Annotated in this window: 5 protein-coding genes; 3 read left to right on the forward strand and 2 right to left on the reverse strand. The window is 73.2% G+C overall.

Going from position 1 to position 4964, the window contains the following annotated elements; all coding sequences use genetic code 11:
• A partial coding sequence (locus tag AB1578_21955; GenBank protein ID MEW6490563.1) for a hypothetical protein occupies window positions 1-527 on the reverse strand: 527 nt, incomplete at its 3' end.
• Between the two features lie 229 nt (window positions 528-756).
• Here AB1578_21955 and AB1578_21960 point away from each other — a divergent pair.
• The 3 genes from AB1578_21960 to AB1578_21970 are packed head-to-tail and all read left to right on the forward strand — an operon-like array spanning window position 757 to window position 3835.
• Window positions 757-1323, forward strand: a complete 567-nt coding sequence (locus AB1578_21960; protein ID MEW6490564.1) for a hypothetical protein — start codon at window positions 757-759, stop codon at window positions 1321-1323.
• The gene (locus AB1578_21965) at window positions 1320-2372 is read left to right on the forward strand and encodes a carboxypeptidase-like regulatory domain-containing protein (protein ID MEW6490565.1); all 1053 of its coding nucleotides are present in this window, start codon (window positions 1320-1322) and stop codon (window positions 2370-2372) included. Before AB1578_21960 ends, AB1578_21965 begins: the two co-directional genes overlap by 4 nt.
• On the forward strand, window positions 2369-3835 hold the full coding sequence (locus AB1578_21970; protein ID MEW6490566.1) for an SH3 domain-containing protein: 1467 nt from the start codon (window positions 2369-2371) through the stop codon (window positions 3833-3835). Before AB1578_21965 ends, AB1578_21970 begins: the two co-directional genes overlap by 4 nt.
• Window positions 3836-3992: 157 nt before the next feature.
• Here the strand turns inward: AB1578_21970 and AB1578_21975 are convergent.
• The coding region (locus tag AB1578_21975; GenBank protein ID MEW6490567.1) for a helix-hairpin-helix domain-containing protein at window positions 3993-4964 on the reverse strand (972 nt) is incomplete at its 5' end.

Here is a 4964-nt window from a genome sequence, read left to right on the forward strand (position 1 = left end):
CGGGAGAACTCGTAGCGCACCCGCCCCGCGCGCACGGTGGACTGCCCCCCATAGGCCTGGGCCACCGCCTGGGCGACCCCCGGCAGCTCGGCGGACCCCGCCAGCCTTCCCCCTTGCAGGTGCCGCAGCGCGCCGGGAAGGTAGAACGTCTGGACGAACGGGGCGGCGTCAGGGACCGGCTCCCAAAGGATGTTCCCCAGGTAGTTTGTTCCCCGGGGCATGGGTACCACCATGTGGGTCAAGTAGGTGAAGTTCTGCACGGGCAGGAATTCCACGGCCGCCCCGGTTGCCGGATCGGAGACGGTCATCAGCAGATTGGCCTGGATGCTGAACTCGGGGAACCACTGGACGCCGCCCTCGGCCTTCCAGCCCGCGGGGACGAGCAGACTCACGGCCTCGATGCCGTTCATGCCGGGGTCGGTTACCGACAGGCGCGAGAACCGCAACGAATCGGCGGCCTCGGCGGCCTGGGCAAGGCCGGCGGCGAGAAGGAGCGCGGCAAGCAGCGTGCGTCTTGTGGGGCGCATGGAAGACCCTCCTCTCCCCGGAAGCGATGACACCGGTACCGACCGGCTTCAGCCTAGCCCCCCTCGCGGTTCCTTCAAGGCGGGCTTCCTTGCGCGTATGGTGGAGCAAGTCACTCGTCACGCGTCACGCGTCACGCGTCACGGGCTCCTTGCGCGCACGGGCGAGCGTGGCAGGATGGAAGCGCGCCGGCTGCTCCCCCGTCTCTTGCCCGCCGGTTGGAGTGCTCCCATGGAGCTCGAAGACCTCAACCTGCCCGTCAAGGTGGCCGACGCCGTCAACGCGGCGCTCGCCGGGGTGGGCGTGGACCTGCCGCTCTTCTTCACCCAGCTCGCCGCCCTGGCCCTGGCTGTCGTCGCGCTCGCCTACGGCATCCGAAAGCTGAGGCGGGAAGGCGCGGGAAACCTGTTGGGGCTCCTGGTGGTGGCCGGGTTCGGCCTTTTCGCCCTGGGGGTGCTGGCGGCCTGGGGACAGAGCGCCTTCTTACCCCTGCCGGGAGAGGTCACGGGCCAGGTCGCGCTGGAGTCGGGCGGGGCCGGCCCGCCGGCGGTGCGCCTGGACCAGCTCCGGGTAGCCCTCCTCGACTCCCGGGGGGAGGAAGTGGCCCGGGAGTCGGGCGCCGTGGACGGTCGCACCGGCTACTTCTCCCTCACCTACGCGCCCTCCTTCGGCGAACGGCCCCGCTCTGTGCGGGTCTCGGCCCCCGGGTGCCCGCCCCTGGACGTCTCCCTGAGCCGGGCCCGGCTGCGGGCAGGGGCGGCCCTGTACCTCTCCTACCCCTGTGGAGGTGCGCCATGAGAGCGCTCCGTTGCGCGGCGTGCCTCCTGGCCGCCGGGGCGCTGGCCTCGGCTGCTGCTGCGGACCTCACGGTTTCCGGCTCGGTGGTCACGGGGCCCGACCGCACTCCCGTGGCCGGCGTCCAGGTGGACCTGGAAGTTCGGGGGCGCCTCGCGCCGGGCGCCGCGCGCACCGATGCGGCGGGCCGGTTCGAGGCTCGGGTGCCCCTGCCTGCGGGGTCCATCCCCCCCTCGATGGCGGTCACGGCCCGATACGTCAAGGACGGGTTCGACCCGCTCCAGGCGGTGGAACCCTGCGCATCGGGCCCGGGACCCGGGGCGCGGTGCACCCTGCGGCCCGCCGAGCTGGTCGCCACGGCGGGGCTCGCGGCACTCACCGAGGAAGAGCTCCGGATCTTGGCCCCCCTGCGGAGCGCAGAGGGGAGCACCCTCTATCTCCTGGAGTACCAGGTGCTTCCGCCGGGACCCTCCGCGCCCCGGATCGACCCGCACTCGTTCGCGGTCTCGCTCCGGATGGCCATTGCCACGGCCATGGACGATCTGTACTCCGACCCGGCCCTCGCCGACTACGATCCCCTCGACGCGGCGGGCCTCGTGGCCGTGCCGTCCCCCGTCACGGCGGCCAGCCCGGAAAAGGCCAAGGCCGTGGGAGAGCGCCTGAACGCCCTGGGGGTGGTGAGCGGAACGGGCCTGCTGCGAGCGGGCGACGGTGAGCCGGCGTCGGTGACCATGACCTCGAATCTCGTCCTCATGCCGACGGGAGAGGAGCGCTCCCGCTCCCTGCTGGTGCGCGATCCGGAGCTTCCCGCCACCCTTTTGAGCTCCGGCGAGCTCTCCCTGCGCCTCAGTCCGGTCTGGAACCAGAGCGCCTTCCTGGCCGTGTGCAGGCGGGAGTTTGCCCGGGCCCGCGCCCAGGGGGACCGGGGAGGGCTGGAGCGGCTGCGGGCCTACCTGATCGCGGAGCGCAGCCGGGCGGGACCGGGCCAGGGCATGCAGCGCGCGGACCTGGACCGGCTGCTAAGGCGCGTCGAGCAGGAGCTGGGGCCATGAGACGGCGCGCCCTTGCGGCCCTGGCCGGTGCCTGCCTTGCGGGGGGAGTCCTGGGGACCGCCGCACGGGCGGGAGACATCGTCACCAGCTTCGTGCCCGGGCAGGGGCCGGGCCGCGAGGTCCTCGCCCACGTGGAGGTCAAGGGCCTGGTGGCGGAGTTCCTGGATCCCGAGGGGACCCGTCTGGGGAAGGCCCTGGGGTACCTCTTGTGGCGCGAGGTCCTCACGGCCATCAGCGATCAAGCGGGGGCGGGGGTGATCCTGGCCCGCCCCCCCGGCACCACCGCCCTGACCGATCTCCTGCTCCAGGACTACCACCGGGCCGCCGTGGAGATCGCCCGTTCCCAGCACGCCCGCATGGCACTCTGGGGGCTGGTGCAGGAGGCCGGGGACCAGGTGTACGTAACGAGCTACCTCACCCTGCTCCCGGAAGCCATCGGCGCAGACCTCCAGCTCAGCCTGACCCTGGGCCGGGGCGAAGGCCCGCTCCCCGGCTTCACCGCGGAGCTGCCTCGCTCCCGGTACAACTTCGAGACGGTTGTCACCTCCCGCGAACGCCTCTTTCGCCGGCCCGTGGTCGCCCGCTCGACGGCCCCCGTGGTCGCGGAGCCCGCCCCGGGGGCGCGGATCATCGCCCGGGCCGCGGCCGGGCAGGTCCTGCCGGCCGACGGGATGGAGGGGGCGTGGTTTCGCGTCCGCCTGCCGGACGGCGCGGTGGGGTGGGTGGAAAACAGCCAGGTGGACGTGCCCCCCCCGGAGGTCCGGGCGGACCGGGACAGCATCAACGTGCGCGCCGCGCCCGCAACCGGCGCCGTGGTGGAGACGAGGAGGCTCCGGGGTACCTACCGGGTGCTCGACCTGCGGTACGTGGCCGGCAGCGGCAGCTGGTACCTGCTGGACCTGGGGGGGAGCCGCTCCGGATGGGTGGCGGCGTGGCTCGTGGAGCCCCGCTTCTCCCTTCCGGCCGTCTCGTTCGTGGCGGGGCTGTACCGCTACCAGCGCCGGAATTTCCCCGAAGCGGCCAAGGCCTTCGAGGCCTTCCTGCGCCAGGCCGGCCAACGGGAGAGCGCCGCCAACCTCTCGGCCGCCCACCAATTCGTGGGGGCGAGTCTCCTGAACCAGCAGGGCCGGGGCAACCGGGCGGCCCTGGAGGCCATGGACCGGGCCGCCGCCCTCACCCCCTACGACCCCGCCGCGTTCAACCTGCGGGCCCTTGCCCGCCTGGGCGTGGGGGCCGGGCTCGGGGGCACACTCGAAGACGTAAGCCGCGCCCTGGAGCTCGACCGCACCAACGTCCGCTCCCGCACCCTGCTCACGGCCCTGGACCGCCTCGCCGGCCCGGCAACCCCAGAGCTGCGCCCCTTGCAGGACGCCGTCCGGCCCTCGGCGGCCGACACCCGGGCGGTACGCGATCTCACGATCCGGCACAAGCTGCCCAGCGTCCGCACCGAGCCACCCCCGTAGGACCGCCAGCTTCCCCTGTCCTCCGTTTCATGCCCCATGCTCGACACCCCGGGCCCACTTGCCACCCCTCCGGCAACTCGCCGGCATCATCCTCCGGCGGAGCAAGCCCCGCCCGATTTTGCCGTCGAGGGCCCCACACCGGAACTCACCCGGGTGCTCACCCTTGGAGCGCTTCCGCGATCCTTCGGGCGAGGGCTTCGGGGAGGCCCGGCACGGCGGCGATCTCCTCGGGGGTTGCTTCCCGGAGGCGCTTGAGGCTCCCGAAGTGCTTCAAGAGGGCCTTTCGGCGGCGCTCGCCGACGCCGGGGATCGCTTCGAGCGCGGAGGCGAGGCTGGCGCGGGTGCGGCGCTTGCGGTGGTGGGTGAGGGCGAAGCGGTGGGCCTCGTCGCGCAGGCGCTGGAGGAGGAAGAGGGCCGAGGAGCTGCGGGGCAACACCACCGGGTTCACGCGCCCGGGCAGGAACACCCGCTCGGGGGAGTGCTCCACTTCCACCCCCGCGCCCGGGAGAGCCCGGGCCTTGGCCAGGCCCGCGGCGGGCACCTCGGCCCCCGCGTCGGCCAGGGCCCGCTGGGCCACCGAGAGCTGCCCCCGGCCCCCGTCCACGAGGAGGAGGTCGGGAAGCTCCCAGCCCTCTTCCCCCCGGCGGGCGAGCCGCCGGGAGAGGACCTCGTAGAGCATGGCGAAGTCGTCGGAGCCGTCCACCGTGCGCACCACGAAGCGCCGGTAGCCCTCCTTGCGGGGAAACCCGTCGGCGAAGGTCACCAGGCTCCCCACGGCTTCGCGCCCCTGGACGTTGGAGATGTCGTAGCACTCGATCCGGCGGGGTAGGGCGGGAAGGTGCAGCTTCGCCTGGAGCTCGGCCAGGGCCGCCTCGTACCCCACCTTGGTGCGGCGTCGCTCGGCCAGGAGCTCCCGGGCGTTCTCCTCGGCCATGCCCAGGAGCTGCGCCTTCTCGCCCCGCCGGGGCGAGACGACCTCCACGGCCTTGCCCCGCTTCTCCCCCAGCCACTCCTCGAGGAGCGCCCGGTCGCCGGGGGCCAGTCCCAGGCCCACCACCACCTCGGGAGGGATGATGCGGTCGCCCCGGTAGTACTGCTGCACGAACTGGGCGGCCACTTCCGGGTCTTC

Source organism: Thermodesulfobacteriota bacterium (assembly GCA_040756475.1).
Lineage (GTDB): Bacteria > Desulfobacterota > Deferrisomatia > Deferrisomatales > JACRMM01 > JBFLZB01.

Excerpts from the sequence above, each read along its gene's own strand:
- AB1578_21960 (MEW6490564.1), top strand. The coding sequence starts at position 757 with ATGGAGCTCGAAGACCTCAACCTGCCCGTCAAGGTGGCCGACGCCGTC.
- AB1578_21965 (MEW6490565.1), top strand. The coding sequence starts at position 1,320 with ATGAGAGCGCTCCGTTGCGCGGCGTGCCTCCTGGCCGCCGGGGCGCTG.
- AB1578_21970 (MEW6490566.1), top strand. The coding sequence starts at position 2,369 with ATGAGACGGCGCGCCCTTGCGGCCCTGGCCGGTGCCTGCCTTGCGGGG.